At 60.9% G+C, this 24,974-nt stretch carries 14 protein-coding genes and 3 pseudogenes; 6 read left to right on the forward strand and 11 right to left on the reverse strand.

The window, feature by feature from the left end:
- Nucleotides 1–305: 305 nt before the first annotated feature.
- The 3 genes from ACO07W_RS20075 to ACO07W_RS20085 all read right to left on the reverse strand — a co-directional run bounded on the left by ACO07W_RS20075 (nt 306) and on the right by ACO07W_RS20085 (nt 4,435).
- Nucleotides 306–2,714, reverse strand: coding sequence for a hypothetical protein (locus tag ACO07W_RS20075; RefSeq protein WP_421845375.1), 2,409 nt, complete (start codon nt 2,712–2,714; stop codon nt 306–308).
- Nucleotides 2,715–2,804: 90 nt separating this feature from the next.
- Nucleotides 2,805–4,033 (reverse strand): IS3 family transposase gene (locus ACO07W_RS20080; protein WP_421840068.1). Its coding sequence is split into 2 segments (ribosomal slippage): nt 2,805–3,718 and nt 3,718–4,033, totalling 1,230 coding nucleotides; the frame shifts between segments, so codons are not numbered across the junction.
- Between the two features lie 63 nt (nt 4,034–4,096).
- On the reverse strand, nt 4,097–4,435 hold the full coding sequence (locus ACO07W_RS20085) for a hypothetical protein (RefSeq protein WP_421845377.1): 339 nt from the start codon (nt 4,433–4,435) through the stop codon (nt 4,097–4,099).
- An 80-nt stretch (nt 4,436–4,515) separates the two neighbouring features.
- On the opposite strand from ACO07W_RS20085, the gene ACO07W_RS20090 reads away from it, so the two are divergent.
- Nucleotides 4,516–6,288: an AAA family ATPase gene (locus ACO07W_RS20090; RefSeq protein ID WP_421845378.1), complete on the forward strand. Its 1,773-nt coding sequence runs from the start codon at nt 4,516–4,518 to the stop codon at nt 6,286–6,288.
- 108 nt (nt 6,289–6,396) lie between these two features.
- Here ACO07W_RS20090 and ACO07W_RS20095 read toward each other — a convergent pair whose 3' ends face one another.
- Nucleotides 6,397–8,556, reverse strand: coding sequence for a hypothetical protein (locus tag ACO07W_RS20095; protein WP_421845379.1), 2,160 nt, complete (start codon nt 8,554–8,556; stop codon nt 6,397–6,399).
- A 539-nt stretch (nt 8,557–9,095) separates the two neighbouring features.
- Here ACO07W_RS20095 and ACO07W_RS20100 point away from each other — a divergent pair.
- A complete protein-coding gene (locus tag ACO07W_RS20100; RefSeq protein WP_421845380.1) occupies nt 9,096–9,881 on the forward strand; it encodes a tyrosine-protein phosphatase in 786 nt (261 codons plus the stop codon).
- Between the two features lie 42 nt (nt 9,882–9,923).
- Here ACO07W_RS20100 and ACO07W_RS20105 read toward each other — a convergent pair whose 3' ends face one another.
- Nucleotides 9,924–11,198, reverse strand: coding sequence for an IS256 family transposase (locus ACO07W_RS20105; protein ID WP_421840071.1), 1,275 nt, complete (start codon nt 11,196–11,198; stop codon nt 9,924–9,926).
- A 153-nt stretch (nt 11,199–11,351) separates the two neighbouring features.
- Here ACO07W_RS20105 and ACO07W_RS20110 point away from each other — a divergent pair, with 153 nt between their 5' ends.
- Nucleotides 11,352–11,507, forward strand: a complete 156-nt coding sequence (locus ACO07W_RS20110) for a tyrosine-protein phosphatase (protein ID WP_421846135.1) — start codon at nt 11,352–11,354, stop codon at nt 11,505–11,507.
- A 74-nt stretch (nt 11,508–11,581) separates the two neighbouring features.
- On the opposite strand, the pseudogene ACO07W_RS20115 reads toward ACO07W_RS20110, so the two are convergent.
- The 4 genes and pseudogenes from ACO07W_RS20115 to ACO07W_RS20130 form a co-directional block, all read right to left on the reverse strand.
- Nucleotides 11,582–13,267: pseudogene (locus ACO07W_RS20115) on the reverse strand (Rv1355c family protein); the annotation flags it as partial.
- A gap of 61 nt (nt 13,268–13,328) precedes the next feature.
- A protein-coding gene (locus ACO07W_RS20120) for an IS3 family transposase (protein WP_421840069.1) occupies nt 13,329–14,473 on the reverse strand; the annotation gives its coding sequence in 2 pieces (ribosomal slippage) (nt 13,329–14,206 and nt 14,206–14,473; 1,146 coding nt in all).
- A 75-nt stretch (nt 14,474–14,548) separates the two neighbouring features.
- Nucleotides 14,549–14,998, reverse strand: a pseudogene (locus tag ACO07W_RS20125) (ThiF family adenylyltransferase); the annotation flags it as partial.
- Nucleotides 14,999–15,144: 146 nt separating this feature from the next.
- Complete coding sequence (locus tag ACO07W_RS20130) at nt 15,145–16,419, reverse strand: IS256 family transposase (protein ID WP_421840071.1); 1,275 nt, start codon at nt 16,417–16,419, stop codon at nt 15,145–15,147.
- Between the two features lie 267 nt (nt 16,420–16,686).
- Between ACO07W_RS20130 and ACO07W_RS20135 the strand changes: the two genes are divergently transcribed.
- Complete coding sequence (locus ACO07W_RS20135; RefSeq protein ID WP_421845381.1) at nt 16,687–17,655, forward strand: DUF4231 domain-containing protein; 969 nt, start codon at nt 16,687–16,689, stop codon at nt 17,653–17,655.
- A gap of 738 nt (nt 17,656–18,393) precedes the next feature.
- A complete protein-coding gene (locus ACO07W_RS20140) occupies nt 18,394–19,008 on the forward strand; it encodes a cutinase family protein (RefSeq protein WP_421846136.1) in 615 nt (204 codons plus the stop codon).
- A 64-nt stretch (nt 19,009–19,072) separates the two neighbouring features.
- Here the strand turns inward: ACO07W_RS20140 and ACO07W_RS20145 are convergent, their stop codons facing one another.
- Nucleotides 19,073–23,299: a TIR domain-containing protein gene (locus ACO07W_RS20145; RefSeq protein WP_421845382.1), complete on the reverse strand. Its 4,227-nt coding sequence runs from the start codon at nt 23,297–23,299 to the stop codon at nt 19,073–19,075.
- 646 nt (nt 23,300–23,945) lie between these two features.
- The gene (locus ACO07W_RS20150) at nt 23,946–24,479 is read right to left on the reverse strand and encodes a helix-turn-helix domain-containing protein (RefSeq protein ID WP_421845383.1); all 534 of its coding nucleotides are present in this window, start codon (nt 24,477–24,479) and stop codon (nt 23,946–23,948) included.
- 88 nt (nt 24,480–24,567) lie between these two features.
- Between ACO07W_RS20150 and ACO07W_RS20155 the strand changes: the two are divergent.
- A pseudogene (locus ACO07W_RS20155) lies at nt 24,568–24,951 on the forward strand (class II aldolase/adducin family protein); the annotation flags it as partial.
- Nucleotides 24,952–24,974 lie beyond the last annotated feature (23 nt).

Genomic DNA, 24,974 nt, shown 5'->3' on the forward strand with positions numbered 1-24,974 from the left:
GTCCCAAGACGCGTTCGATCGAGCCGGATCAGGTGACATAGGTGAGACGTCTGTAACCCTTTGAGCAGCGAAAATGCGACGCGGTGAAACGCCGGATGACACTCTTGAGGTCCCTGGGGGTCGAGTGGTCGCAGGTTCAAATCCTGTCAGCCCGACATTGAAAGCAGCCTTTGACTTAGGCGGCTTCGCCGTTGACCGATGTCGGTCGCAGCTGGCGAAGAGCGCAACTACGCGATCCGCTACTTCGCATTCCGCAAAGGTTAGATGACGGCTTCTGCCCCGGCCGGGTCCGACGATTGCTTGTCCTATGTTTTGCGAAGCAGTCCGGTAACCCCTGCCAGTAGCAGAGCCGCCAGCGCCCATGCGGTGAATTTGAGCAACGGCAAACCGAGCGTAAGTGCGCGAGTGGCGTCAGGTGCTACGACCCAATCCGATTCGATGACTCCACCGGCCGCCGGCAGTATGTTGTTCACCGCAAAAGCGAACGAGTTCAAGCAAGGATATTCTCGTAGACCTTCGATGTTGTGATCTTGAGCGTAGCCCTGCAGGTCCGCGCACGGAGTTTCGGCGGTGACCGGCGGCAGCTGATTTTTCTTAGGTTGTATCTGCGCAAGCACCTCATGGGGAGGAAATATGTCCTCCCGATTGACCGATACCAGTAACGACCCCGCAACTACAGCAGCCAGCAACCATACGGCGGCCATCAACGGGTAATACCCGTTGCCCGCCAGCAATCGGTAGACCCAGCGGACCAACTTTGTCGGCCACGGGGATTGCTTGGTTGTTTTGTTCGCGGCCGCGAACCGTAGATGTCGCGCAGCTGCGGGCGCACCGTTGCGTTCATAGACGTCAGCTAGCTCATACCAGGGCTGCACAGGGGTGGGGGTTTTCTGGCCGGTTCGCTGGAGCTGATTCGTCGACGGCGACGCGGTGTTGAGCCAGTGTTTTGCAATGCGCCAGTCGTACCGAAGGGGTCCGTGGATATCGCCAAGCGTCCATCCAGTGGCCGCCACGGGTGGCGGCCCTTTGGTCGAGATCACCAAATCCTCGATGACTGCCCGGTCCAACACGATGGAGCCTTCGACCGATTTGGGCGCCAGTGTCAACACACCGAGCTTTGCCACTTTTAGGTTGAGGGCGCAGCGGTTGGGGTTGTTGAGGGTGGCGCCGCTGAGCCTGAGGTCGCCGTTGATCGTGGTCCCCACGGCGCGGATTGTTCCGTCGGCGCGAAAGCCGTCCCCGGCGACCACGTTATCGCCGATCTCCGCGCCGCTGAGGCTGAGGACACAGCCGTTCGGGTTGTTGAGGGTTGCGCCGCTCAGGAAGAGTTGGCCTTTGATCCTGGCCGCCCAGGCGAGGACTTCTCCGTCGGCGCGCAGTCCGTCCCCAGCGAACATGCTACTGCCGATCTCAGTGCCGAATATGTTGAGGGCGCAGCGGTTGGGGTTGTTGAGGGTGGCGCCGCTGAGCCTGAGGTCGCCTTTGATCTTGGCTCCCTTGGCAAGTATCTCTCCGTGGGCTTGGAAGCCGCTCCCGGCGACCACGTTGCCGGCGGTTTCGGCGCCGTTGAGATTGAGGGCGCGGCCGTTGGGGTTGTTGAGGGTTGCGCCGCTGAAGCTCAGGGTGCCTTTGATCTTGGCTCCCTTGGCGAGGATCTCTCCGTCGGCGCGCAGGCCATCCCCAGCGATCACGTTGCCCGCGATTTCGGTGCCGTTGAGATTGAGGGCGCGCCCGTTGGGGTTATTGAATGTGGCGCCACTGAGGAAGAGTTGGCCTTTGATCTTGGCCGCCGAGGCGCGGACTTCTCCGTGGGCTTGGAAGCCGCCCCCGGCCACCACGCTACTGCCGATCTCGGCGCCGAAGAGGCTAAGGGCGCGGCCGTTGGGGTTGTTAAGAGTGGCGCCACTGAGGCTGAGGAGGCCTTTGATGTTGGCATCCCAGGCGAGGATTTCTCCGTAGGCTTCGAAACCGTCGCCGGCGAATACACTACTGCCGATTTGGGCGCCGAAAAGATTGAGGGCAACGCCATTGGGGTTGTTGAGGGTGGCGCCATTGAGGTCCAGCTGGCCTTTTATGGTCGCATCCCACGCGCGGATTTCTCCGTAGGCTTCAAAGCCGTCCCCGGCGAACACGCTACCGCCGATCTCGGCGCCGTTGAGATTGAGAGCACAACCGTTGACGTTCTTGAGTTTAGCTCCGCCGAGGTCGAGCTGGCCTTTGATCCTGGCCCCCGAGGCGCGGACGTCACCGGCTGCTTCAAACCCCTCTCCAGCGAACACTGACCCCGCTATCTCCGACCACTCCATATCCATTCCGGGCAGATGAGTACCCCGGAGATTCAAAGCAAGAAATTTCGCCCCGGTAAGGCGAAGCGTCTCTTCTAGTGAGCATTCGATCAGGGCGAGCGGATGGTGAAACACCACATAATCCAAGTCCAACGCCTCAACGAATCGTGCGCCCCTAATCCGCAGTCCTCGGCTGTCTACATCTAGGTCGGTGCATGTAAGAACTTCACGCACCGCGGCAGCCGGCACCTGCCGATCAGGGCTCCAGGTCGCCCCATCCGCAGGCTGAAGGTCTTCTCCGGGCGCCAAGTCCACACACTGCCCAGACTCGGCGGCCTCCTTCAGCCGCGCGATCCACTCGTCGCTGCTGACCGACAATGCAGAGTCAAGCTGGCCGAGATCCTTTCCGAGCTTATCGCTGCCGCTCATGTGACAATCAGATCACCAATTGCACGCCGCTATGGCCGAACGTTCGGAACCTGGGGGCTTGACCCCTTGGGTTGGACACGGGATTTGTGGTTAGGCGGCTTGGGGCAGCGTAGCGGATAGGTGGGTCCTCTCGTAGGTGGCGGGGCTGAGCTGGTTGCAGTAGGAGTGGCGTCGTGTGGTGTTGTAGCGGGCCAGCCAGCGAAAGACCTCGCGTCGGCAGGTGGGGGCGTCGTCCCAGCTGTGTCGGTCTTGGAGGACCTCGCGTTTGAGGGCGGCGTTGACCGATTCAGCCAGGGCGTTGTCGGCGCTCGATCCGATAGCGCCCATGGACTGGGTGACCCCCAACCGGGTACACAGTTTCGCGAAATCCTGTGACGTGTACTGGCGTCCGTGGTCACTGTGGAATACCGCACCACCCAGACTGCCCCGTAGCGCCTCGGCGGCCTTGAGGGCATCTTCGACCAGTTCGGTGCGCATATGCTCTGCGATCGCCCACCCAGTAATCCGCCGAGACCAGCAGTCGATGACGGTGGCCAGATACAGGTTAGCGCCGCTAGCCAGCGGCAAGTACGTGATGTCCCCAACGTATCTCTTGTTGGATTCAGAAGCGGTGAAATCTCGTTTAAGCAGGTCAGGATATTTCTGTGTGGTTTTATCTGGTCTGGTTGTGCGGACACGGCGGCGGCACCGATACCCAGCGATCCCCGCTACGCGCATGACTCGGGCTACTCGCTTGTGGTTGACCCGCTCAGTATCAGCAACACCGTCGTTGAGTTCAGCGGTGATCCGCGGGCACCCATAGGTGTTGTCCTGATCATGTATTGCGCGAATACGCTCGGCCAACACCGCATCAGCAGCGGTTTGAGCTGCCCGCGTGGCTGCTGCCTGACACCAGGTGTAAAACGATGATCGAGCGATCTCGACGACCTGGCATAGCCGCTTCACCTCGAAGGCGTGTCGGTGATCGGCAACGAACTGAAAGCGACTCACCAGTTCGTCTCCCCAGCGAAATACTTGGCCGCCGACCGCAAAATGTCCCGCTCGGTGGCCAGCCGGGTCTTCTCGGCACGCAACGCCTGGTTCTCAGCATGGAGCCGTGCCACCGCTTGTTCGGGGGTCTCGCCACCCGGGGCCCCTACGGCAACCGAACCGGGTTTACGGTGCCGAATCGGCACACCGTGGGCCTTGCACCACGCCGATAACGTTGGGTCGCTCAAGCCAAGCTCAGCAGCGATCATGCTGATCGTCGCACCAGCGGTATCCCGATACAACGCAACCGCATCCCGCTTGAACTCATCAGGGTAACTTTTCCTTGCCATAGGGGTGGATCATCTCGCTTCCCCCAGGAACATCCTGGGATTCAGCGTGTCCAACCCAAGGGGTCAAGCCCCCTGTTTTAGCTGGCTAGTGGGTGAGGCCCGATCCTGGGATATCGCGTTGTCGAACTCGTTGCACCGCGCGCCGGTGGGCGACGCGGCTTGGCTGCATGTGTGCGACGTCCCGCTCTGGCGCTCTGCCGACCAGCGACCAACCGACTCTTCGGCAGTGGAAAAGATCCGCCAGCGCAGACTGGGGCGGGCTTGCACGGTTTTTGGGAAGCTGGCGGGCCGTACCGTGGCCGTTGAAGCGCGAGTTCGCACACCGAGTATGGCTCGGGAAACCCCGTCTAGCAGGGCTTCAGCCGTGCCGACATCTTCGACCAACGGCAGGTCCGTGGTCATCCGGTGTCAACTGAATTCTGAGCAGATCTAAGATTTGTCTTAGACTCTCGTAGCTGACTATCGAGCAGGAGTAGCAACTGATGAGTTCACCTACAAAAGAACAACGAAGTATTTTCGGTGCGGCGGTCGAGTGCTACCAGTCCGGAGACACCGCCACTGCCCGGACAGCTTTTGCTCGTCTCACCGTCGAAAGTCCCGATATGTCCGACGGCTGGTTGGGGCTGCTGGCCTGCGGTGACCATAGTCTCGACACCTTGGCAGGCGCCCACGACCGCTCCGAGGCGCTGTACGGCGAAACTCGCCGTATCGGGCTCAAAGACGGTGAATTGTTCGCCGAGGTTATGTCACCGATGTATCTGGCGCTGAAGGTGTGGTCTCGCTCCACCATCGGGCTCGCATATGCCAGCGCCCTGATCATCTCAGGCCGCCACGATGAGGCCGCCGAAGCGCTGGACGACCCGATCGTCGTAGAGGACACTCAGGCGTCCCGATACCGCCAGTTCATCATTGCGACGCTTTTCCACAAGATTCGCTCCTGGCCTAAGTTGTTGAAGGTCATTGAGGATTTTCCGCCAAGTGAAGACGCCGACACTCAGGATGAGGTGACTGACGCGGTGGCGGCGCTGGCGTCGAGCGCCGCGGCGAATCTGGGCCAGTTTCGGTTCGCGCTGGAGCTTATCGAGAACGTCTCGCCGACCAACCCACGCGTGGCTGCCGATGTGGCGCTCACCAGAGCCTGGTGCCTGCGAGAACTAGGCGAACAGGGAGAACATGCCGCGGCCAGGGTTGCTCTCAGTACCTCAACGGTCAGCGATATCGAGACGATAGACACCACCGCCGAGCCGACCAGCAGCCCGCAAGCGACGTATCGCTATTCCTACAGCGACGGGCCGGGTCTTCTGAAGGCTCGTCGGCGCCCTGCGGCCGGAAACGGTTGGCGCAAATTGGTGACCAGAATGACTTTCGGCCGAGTCAACCCCGAGCTGAGCGTCAAAAACGAGCAAAACGATGAGCTGATTCGCCGTATCAGAGCCCCACTGGCGGATGTTCAGAAGATCGCGTTCGTCTCCGCCAAGGGCGGTGTAGGCAAAACAACACTCACCGTGGCGCTGGGAAACGTCATCGCACAGCTGCGCGGCGATCGCGTCATCGCGGTGGATGTCAACGCCGACCTGGGGGACCTTTCGGCACGGTTCAGCGAGCCGGGTGGCCCACAAACCAACGTCGAGCACTTCGCGTCATCGGAGAATATCAAGCGCTACGCAGACATGCGTGTGCACACCGTGATCAACAGTGACCGGCTGGAAATGCTTGGTGCTCAAAATGATCCACGGTCAACATACAATTTCGGCCCGGACGATTACCGGGACGTCATGAAGATCCTGGAAAAATACTGCAACGTCATATTGCTGGACTGCGGGACTTCGGTCAACGGACCGTTATTCAAGACAATCGCCGACGATGTCGCCGGTCTGGTTGTGGTGGCGTCCGAAGATGTGCGTGGCGTCGAAGGGGCGTTGGTTACGCTGGACTGGCTCAGGGCCCATGGGTTCGAACGACTCATCGAGCACACGGTGGTTGTGCTCAACGCGGTTCAGAAGTCCAAGCCCTTCGTGGACTACGAGGCATCCGAGAACCAGTTCCGAAAGCGCGGTCCAGATGTCTTTCGGGTTCCCTACGACCCGCACCTGGCCACGGGCCTGGCGGTGGAGAATTCCTCCCTCAAACGTCGAACACGCAAGAATTTGCTGGATTTGGCCGGAGCGCTGGCAAAGCACTATCCCACCGGCCGCGTACGGTGGCTCGACGATGACGACTGGGAAGCCTGGATCGAAACGCTTCGACAAGCGTAGCGACAGCTCGGCCAAGATCGGGTCGACGGCCGGTCAACCCTACCGATCAGACAACCGGCGCCACTTTTGGGTGCTACCTTCTCCACTACCGAGCAAACGCCAAAGAGGCTAGCTCGTTGCCGTGGGTGCACGCGGATCTCGGGCTGCCGAAGAAAACAAGGAAGCTTGCCCGTTGCTGTCGACACGTTCCTCGGCCCATGCGGTGATGGCTTCTAGGGTTGAGTCCCAGCCAAGGCGTCGATAGGCGATGAAGCGTTCTGCCCGGTAAGTCTGGTTCAGGGTGGAGTGATGCGGAAAGGCCCGGTCTGTCTTCTGATATTCGCGCAGCGCGCTCGTGGAACGCTCGCTCAGACCGAGTTTGATCACGATGATGCGCCCGGGGGAGCGCTTCGGGTAGTGAATGCGGCCGATGGCAAAGACCTCTTGGACCCGTGGCCGCGTGGAAGCGCTGTCGGCGACGGCCTTGAACCTATCGATGTCGAGTTCTATTCGGGCACCTGTGACGGTCTCAGCCAGCAGCAACGACTGTGCCAACGCACCGGATGCGCCGGGTGGGCCGCCGCTGCTGTCGACACACCAAATCGTGGTGCACCCTCGTCTGACCAGCTCGACCAGCCCGAGATTCTCGTAATGTCCACCGTCGGTGGCGAACACGGTGCGGAACTTCGACGAATGTGAGCCAAAGAATTCCAGTAGGAATGAATTTACCGCTGAGAAAAGCTGGAACCTTCCTTCAGCTTCACGTACCTGCCGGTTGAGCGGGTTGGGTAGCCACACTCCGAGACGAACGTTTAGCACCACCATCAGCTGTCGTAGCCGGTTGTTGGTCATCCGTCCCATAGCCGGGGCAACGGCTGCACCGGCGATGGCCACCGCCGCCGGCAGCGACATCAACGGTTCGCGTTTACGGCCGCTAAGGCCAGCGCGGCGAGTCTGCTCTTCTAGCCGTTTCATCGAAATAGCGGCGCCAGGAACGCCGGACACATACACCTCGTCGGCCGTTATTGACAGCGGAACTACGTTTGTACCAGCAGGACTGGCTCCCACATCGGATACGTTGGCAGCTGCACAGATAATCAATTCGGGAAACGAGTCGGGTCTTCCCCGAGGCGGCGGGCGAAGGGACGAGAAGGCGACCTTCTCGGGCTGCTCTGGCACGTGAATCGGATCACCGCGAGTGATCACAAAGCAGCGCGAGAGCATGTCCCGATAGGGGCGATGCGGTGAAACCCGCCCAAGCCACGGGACAATAATCGCCAAGCCGACTGCGAGGTACACCAGGTGCCAGATTGCTTGGTACAGATTTTCGCTAATGAACCCATCAACAAAAATCGCGACCCCCAGGACTATCGCCAGAACAACAAAGCGCAGCCCATAGGAAACACCCAGAAGAACCAGCGCCACCGCGAGCCTGCGCCGCTTCAGGAGCATCAACATGCCGAGCAGACCGGTGACGGCCAAGACGCCGACTGCGAGCACGTCCGGATTTTTTGAACACCACCCCAGCGCGGCCACGGCTGTTGCTTTCAAAGAGCCGATGGCGTAAGACGCGCACATCCCTGCAACAACAACGCACCCAAAGACCCCCAGCGGCAACAAAAACCAAACCACGCATCTAGCTGCCCACCGACGTGGCGCAGAAATTGCCAGTCCGCGCTCCTGTCGGTATGGCGCTCTGGTAGCGGAAACACGCCAAACGCGAATCAGTGCGCCGGCGGCCAACAGCGCTGCAAAAAATCCAACGAGAAGGGTCCATTCAGGCCATGCGTAGAACTGCGGCGGCAATTTGAAATTCAACAACGACATGCCGAGGCCGACGAGGTCTTCCAAGTAGACCGCAGTGGCGCCAACGACTGCAATCAACAGCAACGTCGTGGCAATGCCGGTAAGGATCAATCCGATCATGCGAAGTGAGTTTCGTAGGCCGCCGTCTTCAATCAGATAGCTGCAATGGCGGCCAATGTGGTCGGCTTCCGGCGACCCAGGTTCAAACGGTCCGGTGTTCGGTGGTAGATCGGCAACCTCGTCGATCGGTTCGCCGTCGGTGGTACGAATCTGAGTGCCCGAGTTGATCAAGGTGAAAGCGCCGGCAATGTAGGACCCCCCTGACACAGCCGAGAGGTATTCAGCGCAGTTCTGCCCCCGCAAAAGATTCAACCGCGCGTCGAGCGCCTGCAAGGCGCCCATGGCAAAAGATGCGGCTCTGATGCCGCCACCCGACAGGCAGATGCCTACAGTGTCGTCGACTTCGTTGTTTTCCTCTGCCATCATCTGACGGTACTGCGGCAAGATGGTTTGTTGGCCGATTTCAGCAAACATTCTAGGTATCTGACTTCCGGCCACTGTGTGACCCGTCCACGACCACAGCACGGCGGCTGGGATCCGTTGCGGGGGCCGAGGCGTTCTAGACTCCATCCCGGTCGGTCGCGGGCGCGGGAGATTCAGACGATGGCAACACGGCGCAGCCACACCTCAGAGCAGGTGATCCGCACGTTGAGTGAGGGCGACCTGCTCGACGCTACCCACCGAGACTTATGTGTTCGATACCCTCAGGAGGGCGACGTCTGCACTCCCGCAACCACCCGACCGCAGAAAACCGAACCCAGTCAGCTCATCGCCTGTTTGTGCAGATGGCGGCCGATATGCACGCCAGGTCGATCCGTTGCGGACGCAACCTCGCTTGCGGTTCCCCGCGCCTGTGTCCATGGGCAAGTCCTCGTGCACTCATCATTGAACACGAGGGCATCACAAAATATCGCAACGCGACGGCACTATACTAACCACGCCCGGAAAGAGGCGCCGATTCTATGAATTTCAGCGCGTATATTCGTACTGTATTTTATACTGCCATTCTAACGGGCCTTTTCATCGCCGACCGTCGCCCTAAGGAATATCCTCAATACGACGGCATGGAGATGCCGTCGGGCCTTCCGTCGCTGCGCATGAGAAACATCTTCTCCGGATTGCGAAATTTTCGTCCGTTGACTCCGGATTTAGCAAGAAAAATTCACCTTCGCCCTAGTCTAATATATCGCTCGGACGCACTGGATAAAATTACCCACGAGGATACGATACGACTCACCGCGATGGGCATTCGAACGATAATCGATCTCCGCTCTCCGGAGGAAATAGATAGGCATCCAGACAAGTCCGTACCCAGCGTTGAGAAGATATTCAATTTCCCCATCGGAAACAATCCTGACAAGTTGTCAGAACGTGGTCTTGATTCGGATGTTTACACCAAAATTCGACGACTTTTTATAGAGGGCGATTTCGCTGCCGCAGGGTCGGTATTGAGGGAAGAATCTATTGACCTAGCGAGTCTGCGCGAAACGCGTTACCGTGAATTTGTTACCGATTTCGGCGCATCCGTTGGCTCTACGCTTGCAGTTCTGATGGACAAATCTAACTACCCAGTCGTCATCCACTGCCAGGGCGGGAAGGATCGCACCGGCTTTGTTGTAGCTATTATTGAGCTTATTCTGGGCTATGACGAAGAGGACGTTGTGCGCGATTATTTGGTCACTAACGCCTATAATTACGATAGGCTAGTAGAGCAATACGTCGAAGCTGCAGGCGCGGTGGCGTCTTAGGACTGGTGTAAAAACGCTGGGCGCATGTTCCTGGTGGTCATGTTACGCGGCGGTGGTGTCGGTCGTGGTTGTTGTGGTGGGGGGATGCAGTGGGCGGGGTGGCTCGAGCAGTTGGTGGCGTAGTTCTTGGAGGTGGCGGCTGGTCGCTGATGTTTGGGTGACTCCGCGCCAGCCGCGGCTGGCGCGGTCGAGGACGGCCCATACCAGCGACAGACAGCTGGTTTCGCCGGGTAGGCGGCCGATGACCTTGACCCGGCGACGGGATTCTCCGAAGGTGCGTTCGATGAGGTTGGAATGGCGGATGCGTGTCCAGTGTTGGCGGGGGAAGCGCAAATGCACGCTCAGCGAGGCGAAGTCGTTGGCCAGGCAAGCGACCGCGGCTGGGTAGAGCCCGCGGTATGTGGTGGTGAACTCCTCGGCGCGGCGGGTGGCTTCATCCACGGCCTGCTGGCCGGGTGGCTGGTCAATGTCATCGAAGATCGACCAGAACGCGGCTTTGATCTCGTCCTGGACCGCGACAGGTGTCTTGGCGATGACGTTACGGCAGCGATGGATCAGACACCGCTGACGCAGGCTTGCCGGAAACGTGGTCTCCCATGCGGCGATCAGGCCCGGCGCCCCGTCGGAGATGCCCAGTAGCGGCGGGCGTAGTCCCCGGTTCCTCAGGTCAGCCAAGAAGTCGGCCCACGCATCAGCCGACTCCGCTGCGGCTGGGGCCAGCCCAATAAACAGGGGCTTGCCGTCGGTGCAGATGCCCCAGGCGGCCAGCACCGGCTCGGCCGGGGCGTTGGGATGCATCCGAAAGTTCGAGGCATCCAAGAACAGGTAGTCCAACACCAGCTCATCAAGGCGTCGAGACGACCACGCAGCGAACTCGTCTTTGATGGCCGCACAAATCCGGCTCACCGTCGAGCGCGACAACGCCGCCTGCGAGCCCAGCACCTCGGCCAACGCGGCCTCGATGTCGCGATCCGACAAACCGCGCACCCATCCCGAAATCACCAACGCCTCCAGAGCGTGGGTGCGCGTCACCCCGGCACCGAATAGCCGCGAACAGAACCGCTCGTCGGTGTCGCGTAGTTTCGGGCGGCATAATTCGACCGAGCCCATCGTGGTCTTCACCGTCGCCGGCGGTTGATACCCATTGCGGTACCCGCCCGGGCCGTCCTGAACCCGACGCTGGTGACGGGCTCGGCCCAACACTGCTTCTACCTCGGCCTCCACGGCGACCTGAAACACCAGACGCACCGATAACCGCCCGACCTCCTCCAAAATCTCGGTCAACGGCCGCTCGGTCGCGGCGAACAACTGATCCATCTCAACACGCACACGCTCAATCGGCGATACTCGCTTGGTCACGGGCGTAGCCCCTCCTTCATAGCTTTCGTCGGTTGCGACGGAACCTACGCCCGTGACCATTTACACCAGCGATGAGACGCGACCGCAGGCGCGTTCAGCTCGCTCAGATATATCTACAGCGCACACCGTTCGCAAATCGTTGCCTCATTGCGCGAAATGAGCAGATCCTATGGTTCCGTTGATGGCTATGTTGAACACGGACTAGGGATCACCCCTGAAGGATTGGAAAAGATCCGTCATAACCTGCTGGAAACTCGGCGGGCCTAACCTCCTGGATTGGAAGCGGGGTTCAGGCTAGAGGTAGCGCTTACGGTAGGTCGACGCCGAGAAAGAGCGGCGGGCTAGTTGGCGCGCGGATAAACTCGGCTCCAGGCACGTCGACTCGAGACAGTGGTGGCCGGTGCATCGGTGAGTCGCAACACCAGCACGATCGTGTGCTGATCAGTTGTCGCAGTCAGCCGATGAAAATCGTTCTGCAGGTCCTCCAAATCGGTGGCAAAGCGCGAGGACAGCTCCTTGAGGTCTGCGGTATTACGTGCATACAGGAAAACGGGGGACAGCGGCTGAACCGCTAGGCCTTCACGTTGCGCCGCAATCCACACCGCCTCCACCGCGGATCCGCCACGCGCGTAATCGAGCAAGCTATCCCCAGATACCGTGATCACCGCCAACGCGGAGCTCGCCAGAACTCGATCGCGGGCGTCGTCGCCCAGCGCGCTGCCGGCATTCCATTCTGCAAGATGTTCCATAACATCGGCCCGGCGAAGCACATCGATCAGGGCCAAGCGGCTCGCATCAAGTTCAAGACTGCGTACGTCTAGACCGGTGTCTTGATCTCCGATGCCGGGGAAGCGAAGCTCGCTAAACATTTCGCGGTGAAGCTGGGGTGTTAGGTAACGGATACGGTCGGCCTCAGCAAAAATAGCGGCGGCCTTCGACAAATCGGCTCGGCCAGTGAGCAGATGCAAGTGCGCCCCCTCGCTCTTCGCCGCAGCGGTGAGCAACATCACCGTTCGTTCATCGAGCGCCTGGGGTGTGCCGTGATGACGGTTGGTCTCCCGAGCCAGCATCGGTTCATAGAGATCAACAAGGTCGGGATCTTTGCTCTCGCCGAACGTCATGGAAGCCCTCAGTGGGTATTCATCTACGTCTGCGACGAACTGCACGGGCCCGAGCATGGCGCGCGAGGAGGCAGCGATTCGGACATTGAACATTGCTGCGCCCAAGGCGACCGCACTGCCGCGGAAGGCGACGTCCATGGTGGATTTGAATTCTGCGGCAACGCTGATCGTGATATCCGCGGCACTCGTGTCGATGCGCCAGGGCTGACAATTTCCCCCAGAGGGGGCACGTATTGCAGCCTCGACGATGGTATCGGCTGCCGATTGCGTGGGACTGCAAGGCTCTTCGGGCTCCGACGACAAGTAATCCCGCGTGATCTGGGGCGTGTCGAGTTGGTTGAGTGCCCGTTCCATATCGATTCGGCAGCGCCCGGAGCTGAGTGGCTCTCCGATGCCGATTCTGCGCACCGCTTCTGCCAGCGCCGCACCGCCGAGAACAACATCTGATGCCAGTTGCGGCCACGTCGACAGGGAGCGATCGATTTCGATCAGAGATGCGGCCGCGCGCGAAGAAATCCGCTCGGCGTCGAGCTGACGTAGCACATGGGGAACCTTTTCCCGGCTACTCATGCCAGGAAGCAGACCGACATCCAACGTACCCAGCAATCCGTGCAGTATGGGTCTGTGCGGTTCCTGATCGAACCGCTCAACATCGACCATGCCGCGATCACTTGTGGCCATCAACACGGGAATGCGCCTGTCGCGAGCACCCAATCGCAGAACGGCTTTCATATCGAGGGAATCGCACTCTTCAATGGCGATATCGAGATCTTGCAAAAATTCGTCAAGCGTCTCGGCGGTAAGACCCCGGTCGAACACCTCGACTCCGATGTAGGGATCCAGCTCGGCAATCCTGCGAGCAGCCACATACGCCTTGTTGATCCCGATATCGCAAACTGTTGCCGGTGGCTGGTCCCCGATATCGGGTCCACCTGGAATTAGAGCCAGGTTGTTGTTGATCTGGATTTTAGTTGATGTCGCAGGCTATGGGGTGATGGGTGTGGCTGCATTGGGCAGCGTATTCGGCCGGAGTGCGATAACCCAGCGATGAGTGGCGGTGGCGGTGGTTGTGCTCGTGTTTGAAATCGCTGATCACCACCTTGGCTTCGAGCAGGTCAGTCCAGTAGTTGCGGTTCAGACACTCCTTTCGTAAGCGGCTGTTAAAGGATTCAATGTAGGGGTTTTTCCAGGGCTGACCTGGGGGGATATAGGTCAGCCCGACTTTTCCGTCGCAAAACTGCTGCAACGCTTGAGAAATCAGCTCCGGCCCGTTGTCCATGCGCAGCACCGTGGGCGGACCCCCGGCAGTGGTGAACACTCGCTCGAGCTCGTCGACCAGCGCCTCGGCGGTGATGGAGCGTGCGGTCATGTCCAGCAGCGACTCGCGAGTGTGCTCATCGAGCATCGAGGCGATCTTGACCGACCTGCCGTCGATAGTGGAGTCAAACTGAAAATCCAGCGCCCACACCACCTTGGGGGCATCGGCGATGATCGGCGGCACTGAGGGCACACCACCACGTTTGCGTGGGGAGCGGACGGCGACTTGCAGTCCCTCTTGGCGCCACAGCCGGTGGATCTTCTTCTTGTTGACCTGGTGATGCTCGTCGTAGCGCAACGCCGACCACGCACGGCGAAACCCGTGACAGGGGTGTTTGCGGGCGTAGGAACGCAGCCAGGCCCGCAGATCGGCATCCGGGTCCGCCGGGGTCTGGTCGATACGGACACGTCGGTAGGTTGAGCGGGCCAGCCCAACCGCTTGGCACGCCAACCGTTCTGAGATGCCCTTGACTTCTGTGAGCATGTCCACGGCGCGGCGTTTGGCGGCTGGGCTCAAAATTTTCCCTTGGCCACCTCACGTAGGGCGTCTTTGACGAGCTCGGCCTCGGCCAACAGCCGTTTGAGCCGCCCGTTTTGCTCGCGCAGTTCCTTGAGCTCGCGGGCCGCATCGAGATCCATTCCCCCGTAGGCTCGGCGCCAGTTGTACAGGGTGGCCGCCGATACCCCCAGCTCGGCAGCGATCTGCTCACCGGAGCTGCCGCCGGCGGCCAGCTCATCAGCTCGGCGCAGCTTGCGCACAATGTCTTCGGCGGCATACCTCTTACGACCAGCCATTTCCTTGTCCCTTCCAGCCCACGTTTAGGGCCACGAGACTCTAAAACAAGCTGGACTCATTCACGGGGAACACGCCACCGGCACCCGGTTCAAATTCGACAGTTCCAAGTCATCGAAATCAGCCAGCCGAAGTGTGCCGCACAAACCCTGTAGCGCCAACGTGTGGGCGATAGCGTGACCAACGCTGAGACCAGCAACGCCGATCCTCAAAGAACTGAGCTGTTCTTGTTCGTCGGTGGTTATGTTGTGCCGGTTGCGATCCAGTCGAAGGGCGCGAAACCCGCGGGGACCTAGCACGGCAACGACGACGCGCCGCCACGGGTAGTAGGCCCAACGGAACGGTTCTGTCAAAACAGCGTCATCCGGCGCCGGCCGAAGACCGCGTAGCGCTAGGAACTGAGACTCACGGCGGTCTAAGAACTCGACGGAAGGCTCGCTCCGTAGCCGCTCTAACACCGCTTTGTCGCCGGAGTCTTCAGGATTCAGGATCTGCGCCGCATGCTCGGCCGCGTTGTGTTCAGTCACGGGGCCAGACTATTGCAACCACGGAGTCATCGATGTGTCACGCCAACAGAGTCATCACGTCAACACGGCAGCTCTTTTCTGCCTACGCCAGGGTGGCGTCTTAGGACTGGTGTAAAAACGCTGGGCGCATGTTCCTGGTGGTCATGTTACGCGGCGGTGGTGTCGGTCGTGGTTGTTGTGGTGGGGGGATGCAGTGGGCGGGGTGGCTCGAGCAGTTGGTGGCGTAGTTCTTGGAGGTGGCGGCTGGTCGCTGATGTTTGGGTGACTCCGCGCCAGCCGCGGCTGGCGCGGTCGAGGACGGCCCATACCAGCGACAGACAGCTGGTTTCGCCGGGTAGGCGGCCGATGACCTTGACCCGGCGACGGGATTCTCCGAAGGTGCGTTCGATGAGGTTGGAATGGCGGATGCGTGTCCAGTGTTGGCGGGGGAAGCGCAAATGCACGCTCAGCGAGGCGAAGTCGTTGGCCAGGCAAGCGACCGCGGCTGGGTAGAGCCCGCGGTATGTGGTGGTGAACTCCTCGGCGCGGCGGGTGGCTTCATCCACGGCCTGCTGGCCGGGTGGCTGGTCAATGTCATCGAAGATCGACCAGAACGCGGCTTTGATCTCGTCCTGGACCGCGACAGGTGTCTTGGCGATGACGTTACGGCAGCGATGGATCAGACACCGCTGACGCAGGCTTGCCGGAAACGTGGTCTCCCATGCGGCGATCAGGCCCGGCGCCCCGTCGGAGATGCCCAGTAGCGGCGGGCGTAGTCCCCGGTTCCTCAGGTCAGCCAAGAAGTCGGCCCACGCATCAGCCGACTCCGCTGCGGCTGGGGCCAGCCCAATAAACAGGGGCTTGCCGTCGGTGCAGATGCCCCAGGCGGCCAGCACCGGCTCGGCCGGGGCGTTGGGATGCATCCGAAAGTTCGAGGCATCCAAGAACAGGTAGTCCAACACCAGCTCATCAAGGCGTCGAGACGACCACGCAGCGAACTCGTCTTTGATGGCCGCACAAATCCGGCTCACCGTCGAGCGCGACAACGCCGCCTGCGAGCCCAGCACCTCGGCCAACGCGGCCTCGATGTCGCGATCCGACAAACCGCGCACCCATCCCGAAATCACCAACGCCTCCAGAGCGTGGGTGCGCGTCACCCCGGCACCGAATAGCCGCGAACAGAACCGCTCGTCGGTGTCGCGTAGTTTCGGGCGGCATAATTCGACCGAGCCCATCGTGGTCTTCACCGTCGCCGGCGGTTGATACCCATTGCGGTACCCGCCCGGGCCGTCCTGAACCCGACGCTGGTGACGGGCTCGGCCCAACACTGCTTCTACCTCGGCCTCCACGGCGACCTGAAACACCAGACGCACCGATAACCGCCCGACCTCCTCCAAAATCTCGGTCAACGGCCGCTCGGTCGCGGCGAACAACTGATCCATCTCAACACGCACACGCTCAATCGGCGATACTCGCTTGGTCACGGGCGTAGCCCCTCCTTCATAGCTTTCGTCGGTTGCGACGGAACCTACGCCCGTGACCATTTACACCAGCGATGAGACGCGACCTACGCCAGGGCTCTATCAGCCTGGGTGACACATCCGAAGCGGACGTCAGGCTTGGGAATGCGCAACGCACAGCTCGCAACGGGCCAGCAATCAACACGAAATCTCGGTATTGATGCCTTTTCCAGGTCGTAAACTCCTGAGATGGATATCGACGCTGATCCAGCCGTCGGCGCCTCCTTGGCTTTTGCGTGGGCTAGGCAGAGCGAGTGGTCTCAGGCGGCGACCAAAGCCAAAAATGACCTTTTCCGTGCCCGCTATACGTCATTGGGGCTCACCGTGTTCGCCGCATTCCTGGCCACGGCGGCAGTCCAGTGGGCAGCGGCGTTCTCAATTGCCGAGCGCAGTCTTGCGGCCTTGGCAACGCTTTCGTTAGGGCTCGTTGCACTAATGCAACAGGCGACAAAGCCCGAACGCGTCCAGTCGTGGACGCGCACCCGGTCCGTCGCCGAAGCGATCAAGGCCGAGACCTACACGTTCCTGGCCGGAGTCACGCCCTACCGAGGGCAAGACCGGGCGGAACGTTTCCGGCGAAACCTGGACCGCGTGCTTGCCCATGCCGACGATCTGCGGATCTTGACGGTCGGCATCAAGGCGGAGGCGCGCCCGCTTCCGCCCGTGCACAATGTCGCTAGCTATGTCACCGAACGGGTTCAACAGCAGATCGCTTGCTACTACAAGCCCCAAAGCGAGCGGATGCGGTGTCGCGCGGAGTTATTCCGTTATGCCGCGTCGACGTTGGCTGTCTTCGCGCTGCTGCTGTCCCTCGCTACCGCCGTCTCCGGGCACCAAGGGTTTGCAGCCTGGTCCCCGGTGATCACCACGGTCATAGCGACGGTCGCGGCGCATGGCGCGGTCCAGCGCTACGCAGCCCTTGCCCAGGAGTATTCGCGTACCTATGCCGAGCTGGAGCGACTCGAACTCAATCATCGTCGCCCCGCATCAAGTCCGGCTGCGGCTGCGGCCGCCGACGACGATTTTGTCGCGGCCACCGAGGCCGTGATTTCTATCCAGAACCAATCATGGATGGCCCGCAATATCGCTGCCGCCAAGTCGGAATATGACGGAGGCCCTATAGAAGACGGGGGTGCCGGTATTGAACGCGGGTGTTAGCCGAAACTGCCGCGCCCGGAACTCACGTACGCCGCAGCCGGAGAGCACCAAGCAGAAATCAGCTGATTAATCGGTGATAGTACGCGTGTAGAAGCCTTCCACCATCGGTGGATTCATACGCTGTGTTCTGGAAAATTCGTTAGATCTCGTCACTGCGTCAACCACGATCATTGCGGGTTGGTAATTGTTGCAAACCAACCGAAGGCGGTGCGTCATCAGCATTGCCAGACAGGATCTGACAAGTATTATTGGATGTGGTTGTTAGTGCGGTGTCAACAATCACGAGTCGATGTTGAAGGCGATCGTCGCGATAGGAGCCAGCACGGTGACCGCGATGTCGATAGCACTTCGCTGTGCCGGCACGGCCGGCGCAAATGAACGCGCCGAGCTGGCCCGTTACCAGGCAACTAGGGCGACCACTGCCAGCAGGATTGACGCGGCCTACCTGACGTCGAATGCGAGCCGGAGCCCACGGTCATCGGAGAGCGACACCAATTCATCGAGTAGGTTATCGATGCATAGGAGCATGTCATGCAGTACTCGAAAACCGTCCTAGCGCTCGGGCCAGAAACCACGACCCCTGGCGCCGAAACAACAGCAAACGCACCAACTTTGGCGAAATCATCAAATTCGGATTCACCAAAATTGTCGCCGCCGCGCCATACAACACGAATAGACGGTCGCAATGTACATTTCAGCGCAGGCCACGTCGGCCACACACTAAATGTTGCGTTGCTCATGGCGGGGGCGCTATTCAGCCTCACCATCGGCGTTCCCGTCGCAACGGCTGCACCGTGCCCGGACATCGAAGTCGTATTCGCTCGCGGCACGACCGAGCCAGCAGGTGTTGGCGAGGTCGGGCAAGCGTTCGTCGATTCCCTTCGCGCACAGACGGGAGGGCAATCGTTGGAGGTATACCCGGTCCGCTATCCGGCCAGCGCGGATTATTCCAACAGCTCAGCGGCCGGTGCCCATGATGCGGCTGACCACGTCAAGAGCACAGTGGCGAAGTGCCCCAACACCAAAATCGTGCTTGGCGGATATTCTCAAGGCGCGGTGGTGATCGATCGGATCACCACTCAGCTTCCACCCCATGTGGCCGATCATGTTGCCGCACTTGCAGTATTCGCGAATCCTTCGAGTGAGATCGCCAGAAAGCTGGGCGGCGGCGGCCCGCTGCCGACAATCGGCCCGCTGTACCTATCCAAGACGATCGATCAGTGCGTTCCTAACGATCTCATTTGCTCTGACGGCCGAAGCCTGAGCGCTCACGAAGCACATGAATATGTACAGAACGGGATGACAAACAACGCTGCGGCGTTTGCCGCCAGTCGGCTTGCACCAGCTCAGTGACCGGCGTGTTCACCACTATTTGTGCGAATGGCTCCAGTTCGCTGGCCGCCAGTCCCAGGCGTCCTCAGCTGGACTGGTCGGCTGCGGCTGGTAGGCCTGGGCACAGCAGTTTGTAGCTGACGTCTTTCGAAATCCACACTCGCCATTGGTTGCGGCTCATGTTGCTGGTCAGTTTGTCGCACAACATCTCTGGCGTTGCGGATATGTTCCACACCTGCACACCATCGCCGGCGCCCGCCAGTCGGTGTCCATTGGGACTGAAGGTCAAAGAGTACGGCTTACCGGTGGAGATAGTCACCGGATCAACGAGGGGCTGACCGTTAATTGCGTTCCACACTCGCACCGTGTTGTCGGCGCCGGCGGTCGCGAGAAGCTGGCCGTCGAAGCTAAACGCCACACCGTAAACCGAGTCGCTGTGGTCGCGCAGCGGAGCTGTCTGGGCTTGTCCGGTCTCGACGTTCCATACCTCCACGTCGCCGTCGTACCGGGCATTCGCCAGGAGCCGCCCGTCCGGACTAAAAGCCACATCGAGCACTTGGCCGCCGGAGACCGCCTGAGGTGTGCCGACAAGCTGGCCGCTCGCAACGTCCCACACTCGGACCGTGTTGGCGTGGGCTCCTTCGACGACGTTCCAGCCGGCGCTGGCCAGCCGCTGCCCATCAAGGCTAAACGCCAAAGCGTCCACCTCGCCGGCTTGGCCGGCCATCGGGTCACCGATAGGTTGACCGCTCCTGACATCCCACATTCGCACCGAGTTGACGTGGGACCCGTCGACGACGTCATAGTCGGCGCTGGCCAGCCGCTGCCCGTCGGCACTAAACACCATCGCGGTCACGGCGCCGGTACCGAGCGTCTTCGGGGCACCAGTCGGTTGGGCATTTTCGGCGTCCCAGTCCCATATCCGTAAACCGTGAGCGTCGGCGCTGGCCAGCCGCTGCCCGTCGGGACTAAACACCATCGCGGTCACGGCGCCGGTACCGAGCGTCTTCGGGGCACCAGTCGGTTGGGCATTTTCGGCGTCCCAGTCCCATACCTGTACGCCGTGCTGGCCCCCGCTGATGACGGACTGCCCGTCCGGGCTGAACACAACCGCGTTCACCGCCCCAGTAGGGACGGTAGGTGGCGCGACGCGGGATTGGCGGGGGTCGGTGTTCCACACCCGAACGGTCTTGTCCTGGCCGCCAGTGGCCAATCTGTTGCCATCGGGACCAAACGCCACCGCGTTCACCTCGCCGGTGTAGATCGTCTGGGGGTCACCTTGAGGTTGGCCGCGCTGAGCGTCCCAGTCCCACACCCGCACGGTGCCATCGTCGCCAGCGCTCGCCAGACGATTCCCGTCGCGGCTAAACGCCACCGCCTCAACCTTGCCGGTGTGGGGCCGCGGAACGTCGATAGAACGTCCATCTTCGGTGTTCCACACCCGCACACCTGCGTCGCTGCCGCTGGCCAACCGGCTCCCGTCCGGACTAAACACCAAATCTCCGATTTGGCCGCCGCGGCTGCTCAACGGCCCGTGCAGAAGTCGGCCGCTCTCGGCCTCCCAAAGCCGGACGCCGTGGCCGCCACCGCCGCTGGCCAGCAGGCGTCCGTCGCGGCTAAACGCCACATCACTAACCGGGTCGGGGGAGATGCTTCGCGCCTCACCGATTGGGTTGCCTCCCTTGGCATTCCACACTCGCAAACCCTTGCCACTGGCGGTAGCCAACCGGCCCCCGTCGGAACGAAACGCGACGCCGTACGCGTGCTGAATCGCCGGGATGGTCAACGGACCACCGATAGGTCGGCGATTTTCGACATCCCACACGCGCACCTTGCCGTCAAGGCCAGCACTGGCCAGCCGATCTCCATAGAACGTCAAGCCCCACACAACACCGTCGTGCGCGTCCAGCGGCTCCCCGATAGGCTGTCCGGTCTCGGCGTCCCACAGCCGCACCGCGCCATCGTTGCCGACGCTAGCCAGCATCTTCCCGTCGGGGCTATACGCCACAGCTTGCACCGGTGCCCCAGCGTCGATGATCTTGACAGTGGTGTGCCGTTTGCTGACCGCGTTGAACAGTCCAGGAAGCGCGATATCGGAGTCGAGATGGTCTGCGGCGATGAGCTTCTGAAATGCAGTAACGTCGCCTCTGTTGTGCTCGAGTATGTCGCCGGCTTCGGTGACGAGTCGAGACGCGATCGCTTCATCTCTGGCGTCCTTGGCTCGGTTCAGAGAAACCTTGGCCACCACGGCTAAAACGACAGCCACCACGGTGAGTATGGCCGTTCCGGCGAGAACACCGGCTAACCTGCGGGAGCGTTTCCGCAGTTCAATCGAGTGTGCTTCGGCGATCCGCTGCTTGTCGCGAGCCGCCTCAAGTTCGGCTTGGAGCCGTTGTTCCTCGGCTTCAATCTCGGCGTTTTCCCGCTCCCGCGAGGCATCTAGGAAGTCACGGGACTCCTTCAGCTGGTCACGGAAGCCGGGTTTTTCGGCCAGGCATTCGGCATCGGCGAGCCGGGTTCCGTTCAGCAACCAGGCCGGATCGTGGGCCTTTGCCCGCCAGTCTTTGGCGTCGCGGACGAGGTTGTCGGCGGCTTTAAGATCCTGGCCTTGTTCACGCAGCCATCCGGCCAGTTCGTGCCATTGCCGCAGCAAGCTCTCCAACGCCACCTCGACGACAGTCTGGCCGCCATGTGTGTCCTTGACGAGAAGCCTTTTCTCCACCAACGCATCGATCAGAGAGTGGCTGGCTTCTGGCAGGTCGCTCCAGTTGGCCCGCCGGCGCATAGGCTGGTCGTTGTCGTGGTTAATGGTGGCCAGCCATGGGATAAAGGCCTCGCGCAGGATCTGAAGCTGTCGCTCATGCTGCTCGGCATCTCTTGCCAGAGCACTGTCCACCACTGTCTGCACCACCTCCTCCAGCCCGCCAATAGCCTGGTAGTCGGCGGCGCTGAGCTCACCGCCGGCGCCGTAGTCGTCGTAGAGCCGTCGCAGCGTCAAAGCCAGCAGCGGCAATGCATCTGCACTGTCAGCCGAGTCGGCGAGTAGCCGTTCCACCAACTCGGGATCGACCCGTAACCGCCGGCCGGCGTCGCTGCTGCGCCGCGCGGGGCCGGTAATCACTTCGGCGTAGCCGGCAGCCGGCATGGGTTTGAGATCGTCGAACACTACGCTGCGGATACTCGCGAGCGGCTTTGCGGTCTGCAGCGGCTCGTAGCGATCGGCTCGGATAGTCAGCGCTACGATCAGTTCTGGAGTGGTACCCGTCTCAGGGTTAAGCAAGTCCGCCAGAATGTTCAGAAAACGGGGGGCCTGGTCTCCGGCATCCGCGCTGAACAGTTCCTCGCCCTGATCGAGCGGCAGCACCAATGTCGGCGCCGGATTATCGGCACGGCGATCAATCAGCCGATTGCGGGCCGCATCGCGGGCCTCGCGAAGCCAAGCTCTTAGCCGCTCGGCGTCGGAGGCCTGGCAGGCCTTTTTGATTTCCCCTAAAAGCGGAGAGGCCAAACCCATTCCGTTCCGCAGCCGATAAATCGACTGGGCCAAGCCCCTCTCGCCGGTGAGCACGGAGCGCTCTGGGCGCACGATATCCATCGGCACGAATTGCCGGTCGTCGCGCCGTACCCTCGGCAACAAACCAGCCCGCAGAAATGACGACTTACCACACCCGGAGGGACCCAGGATCGCCAGAATCGAGCCCACCCCCCACGAACGGATACCGCGCAGCGCGTCCATGCCGCGCACAATTTGGGCGTCACGGCCGAAAAACACTGCGGCATCGGCCTCTTCCAAAGGCTCCCACCCCCGGTATGGGTCACGCTGCGGGTCGTCGTCGGGTGGCCACCGGAAATGCTCGGCTCCAATCCCGAGGCCGCGCAGTCCATCCAGCAACCGCTCCAGACCATCGGTGGCCAAAACCACCGGCTCCCCCGAGTCAATGCTGATCGCTGTGGTCGCGCCGGCGCCGAACAGGTCGCAACGCTGCCACTCGGAGGTGATCTCGCGGCTGGTCATCTCTTCGAGCCGGGCAACCAAAATCGGCTTGTTCTGATTTTCGGCGTGCCGGAACTCGGATTTGCATTCATGGGAATTCTCCCAATGCCGCGACACCAGACATATCACGGCTTCACAGCGGTCATTGGCCTGCACCAATGCCTGCTTCCATCGTTGCCCCGGCCGAATCCCGGTACGCGGATCGCGATCCAAGAAGATCTCGCTGTCCAGCCCTCGATCCTGCTCAATCAGCCATTGCCGCACCGCGACCGCTTGCCGATCGTTCCTGCTGGAATAACTCAAGAACACCCGCGTCATCGATCATCACCTCGCCGACGCACTCTGACTTCAGTTGCATGGCATGCCCTGATATACGGTCGACCGGATACGCGGCCTGACGATGGCTGCCAGCAAAACTGTGCCGGTAGCCAGCTGTGTGTTCCTTGCGCCCAATCAATGTCGGCGCGGGAATGAGTAACGAACACCATTGCCATAAGCGGAACCCGACTGCCTCAGGGTAAGACTACCGAGTCGGCACAGCCCACAACAAGCATTCGACAAGTTGACGCATACGATAAATACTGATTTTGCGGTCAATAATCTCGCCGAACCAGATTCCGCGATGAGGCCGGTCTTAGCTAATCAGGGATTCGCTTCGGCAAACTTCTTTTATGCGTCGCGGCGCGCTTGATTGCCGTCACGATAGCTCGTTGTCACGGCCGAGCGTCGGACCTGCGCTTACCGGTCACCGGTGCAATGCCGGGTCTTCTCAAGCGTGACCGCTAATAGCAGCGTTCGCGCTAGGCGCGAACGACCCGATGGCTTCAGCAGATCAACAAAAGGCCGCTCCGCCGCCTCGTGGCGGGGGACTGGCTATATGTGGTTGAACACGTTCGCGGCCGGCGCCGTAATCGATGCCTTACACCCGGCCGCGATGGCGACAACCCTCGGGCCTTGCTAGGCACTAGCAATGTGCTGCCGCACCGGGCTGGTTGTAGGTGACCACAACGACCTCGGCTGGTGGGCCTGCAGCTTGCCGCAACATGTGCGGTAGAGAGGCGTCAATGTAGGCGCAGTCACCGGTGTGCAAGGCGATGATCTCGCCGTCATAACTCAGCTCAACATCGCCTGCGTGGACGAAGAGGAATTCCTGGCCGGGATGGTTGACGTGTGCATGAGCGCTGAACCGTCGCCCTGGGCGCACGAGGAACGGCGACATGGCCTTGCCTAACATCTCAGACGCCACCGCGTGGTGTTTGTCGCCGCTACGCTGTGCCGATCTCTCGACGGCGAGCTTGCCGGCGGCCGGATCGGTGGAAAACAGTTGTGCGACATCAACATCAAGTGCATGAGATATCTTCATCGCCGCGGCGATCGAGGGAACGCTCTGGCCACGCTCCACCTTGGACAGGTAGCTCTTGGTCAACCTGGTCCCGGCCGCCAATTGCTCGAGCGTCAGGCCGCGTTGCTGCCGTACCGTACGCAGTAACCCACTCACACCGCGAGTGTACTCGATTGACGATATGACACAATGTGTCCTATAGTGTATTGATTGTCATCGAATTTTCCGTTGAGGAGCAATCGACGTGGCCAGTACATTGCGTGACACCAAGAGCAACTTGATGCGCAGAGCATTAGACGACCTCGCTAGGAATGTCGTCGACTCCGAGCTGACGCTGCGGCAGAAGCTGGCGCTGACTTGCCGGGTGTTGTTCGACGCCGGTCACGATTCTGGACTCGCTGGGCAAATCACCGCTCGCGCCGAAGCGCCGGGCACCTACTACACGCAGCAGCTGGGGCTGGGTTTCGACGAGATCACCGATGCCAATCTGCTCCTCGTCGACGAAGATCTCAATGTCCTTCACGGTGCAGGAATGGCTAACCCCGCCAATCGCTTCCACTCCTGGATCTATCGTGCGCGGCCCGACGTCAACTGCATCGTGCATACCCATCCATTCCACTCGGCTGCGTCCAGATGCCGGTGTAAAAGGCA

It is taken from the genome of Mycobacterium sp., from assembly GCF_965230835.1.
Taxonomy (GTDB): Bacteria; Actinomycetota; Actinomycetes; order Mycobacteriales; family Mycobacteriaceae; genus Mycobacterium.

Coding starts and splice junctions, on each gene's coding strand:
- ACO07W_RS20090 (WP_421845378.1), top strand. CDS start 4,516: ATGAGTTCACCTACAAAAGAACAACGAAGTATTTTCGGTGCGGCGGTC.
- ACO07W_RS20145 (WP_421845382.1), bottom strand. CDS start 23,299: ATGACGCGGGTGTTCTTGAGTTATTCCAGCAGGAACGATCGGCAAGCG.
- ACO07W_RS20140 (WP_421846136.1), top strand. CDS start 18,394: ATGGCGGGGGCGCTATTCAGCCTCACCATCGGCGTTCCCGTCGCAACG.
- ACO07W_RS20075 (WP_421845375.1), bottom strand. CDS start 2,714: ATGAGCGGCAGCGATAAGCTCGGAAAGGATCTCGGCCAGCTTGACTCT.
- ACO07W_RS20100 (WP_421845380.1), top strand. CDS start 9,096: ATGAATTTCAGCGCGTATATTCGTACTGTATTTTATACTGCCATTCTA.
- ACO07W_RS20085 (WP_421845377.1), bottom strand. CDS start 4,435: ATGACCACGGACCTGCCGTTGGTCGAAGATGTCGGCACGGCTGAAGCC.
- ACO07W_RS20105 (WP_421840071.1), bottom strand. CDS start 11,198: ATGGATCAGTTGTTCGCCGCGACCGAGCGGCCGTTGACCGAGATTTTG.
- ACO07W_RS20130 (WP_421840071.1), bottom strand. CDS start 16,419: ATGGATCAGTTGTTCGCCGCGACCGAGCGGCCGTTGACCGAGATTTTG.
- ACO07W_RS20135 (WP_421845381.1), top strand. CDS start 16,687: ATGGATATCGACGCTGATCCAGCCGTCGGCGCCTCCTTGGCTTTTGCG.
- ACO07W_RS20095 (WP_421845379.1), bottom strand. CDS start 8,556: ATGGCAGAGGAAAACAACGAAGTCGACGACACTGTAGGCATCTGCCTG.